At 41.2% G+C, this 1,931-nt stretch carries 2 protein-coding genes; both read left to right on the top strand.

Annotated features, from left to right (window positions below; all coding sequences use genetic code 11):
* Positions 1-189: 189 nt before the first annotated feature.
* Positions 190-891 carry a glucosamine-6-phosphate deaminase gene (nagB, locus tag AB5Z52_RS16825; protein WP_003127396.1) on the top strand — a complete coding sequence of 234 codons (702 nt, stop codon included), beginning with the start codon at positions 190-192 and terminating at the stop codon, positions 889-891.
* Between the two features lie 227 nt (positions 892-1,118).
* Positions 1,119-1,829 (top strand): MgtC/SapB family protein, encoded by a 711-nt coding sequence (locus AB5Z52_RS16820; RefSeq protein ID WP_005471648.1) that lies wholly within the window; start codon positions 1,119-1,121, stop codon positions 1,827-1,829.
* The last annotated feature ends 102 nt before the right edge of the window (positions 1,830-1,931 follow it).

The following is a 1,931-nucleotide window of genomic DNA, read 5'->3' as shown; positions in this document are numbered from 1 at the left end:
CATTCGTTTTCATAAATCTATTATAAAAGAAAAGACTGTAGACATCATCCATAAAATGGACTTTGTCTACAGTCTGACAGCTGCATGAAATATGCAGCTGTTTTTTTGTTATGGTCTAGACTAATTCTTGTCAAAAAAATGAGAGTGTGGTATCATTGGACTATACCAAAATGAAATGAGGAGCGTATCATGGAAATTATTCGCGTGAAAGATGCAGCTGAAGGTGGAAAAAAGGCATTTGAATTGATTCAGCAAGGCGTTGAAAACGGCGCTAAAGTTCTTGGATTGGCGACAGGCAGTACGCCAGAAACATTGTATGCAGAGATGACAGCTAGCGATGTCGATTTTTCAAACATGACTTCTGTTAATTTAGATGAATATGTCGGACTTGGCGGCGAAGATGATCAAAGTTATCGCCACTTTATGAATGCTCATTTATTTGACAAAAAACCATTCAAGGAAACCTTTGTACCGAATGGAAAAGCCGAAGATTTGCAAGCGGAATGCAAACGATACGATGAAGTGATCGCGGAACATCCAGTTGACATCCAAATCTTAGGAATTGGTCAGAACGGTCACATTGGCTTCAATGAACCTGGGGCATCTTTTGATGGCACAACATCAGTCGTTGATTTGACTGAATCAACGATCAATGCCAACAAACGCTATTTTGACAAGGTAGAAGATGTACCCACTACTGCAATCTCAATGGGCATCGGTTCAATTTTGAAAGGTAAAAAAATTATTTTGATGGCCTTTGGACCAGCTAAAGCGGACGCAATCCAAGGGATGATTGAAGGCCCGGTAACGACGGATCTGCCTGCATCTGCTTTGCAAAATCATCCAGATGTCACAGTCATCGTGGATGAAGCAGCGGCAGCCAATCTCTAACATCAATTAGTTGGCAGAGCGTCCAATCTAATCGACAAAATCCGAATGAACATCGGAAAAACCAGCTACTTCCCCATTTCATCCAGTCGGATGAAAAGTTGGTATTTTCGATGATTCTTCGGTTTTTTTATTTTTCATGGAATACAGCTTAAAGATGGGTTGCGGAATTTGGACCTTCCTTTTTTCATTTTTAAAAATAGATGGTATAGTTGAAAAGGGGTGTTTCAATGGTTGATATGGTCTTATCGATTCCAGAAATTATTCTTAGACTCGTTTTAGCAATGGTCATGGGAGGCGCTATCGGTTTTGAGCGACAGTACAAAAGTCGGCCAGCGGGATTACGGACCCATATTTTAGTCTGTATGGGGGCATGTGTCATTGCACTGATCCAAGTAGAGATCGCTAGTGGGGCGATGCGTGATGCGTTGAATCATCCAGATCTCGCAGGGGTCATTCGTTCAGATGAAGCTCGATTGATCGCACAAGTGGTAAGTGGGGTTGGTTTTTTGGGTGCCGGGACGATTATCGTGACAAAACGCTCGGTAACTGGATTGACGACAGCTGCTTCATTATGGGCGATTGCTGGCTTAGGGATTGCGATCGGCATGGGATTTTATGCGATTTCGATTACTAGTTTTGCCGGGATCTTTTTTGCACTGACGGTGATCAAGCGAATTGTGCGAGTCCCGACAGCCAAAAAATTGGAGATTCAATACATTCATCGTGCGGAAACAAAGGAATTTTTGACAGAGTATTTTCTTGATCGAAAAATCGTGATCGAAGATGTCAACTTTGATGTGAAGTTCATGGAAGACTATCGGATCTATACCAATATTTATACGATCAACTTACCGTGGGGGCTGAGTTTCTCTGATGTTATCGAAGAATTATCAGTTTATAAAAATATCACTAAGCTGCGGTTGGTTGATGTTAGTTAAAAAAGTACTGCCAAAGGTCACACCTTTTGTAGTGACCCCAAAAAGTTAGACTTTTATGGAGTGGAGAAATCCACTCCTTTTTTGTATGATAAGATTAACTGT

This window comes from Enterococcus sp. RTP21361st1_A6_RTP21361_211029, from assembly GCF_040910045.1.
Lineage (GTDB): Bacteria > Bacillota > Bacilli > Lactobacillales > Enterococcaceae > Enterococcus_D > Enterococcus_D gallinarum.
The sequence above is the reverse complement of the archived record's forward strand: the minus strand, read 5'-3'. Positions and strand labels throughout refer to the sequence as shown.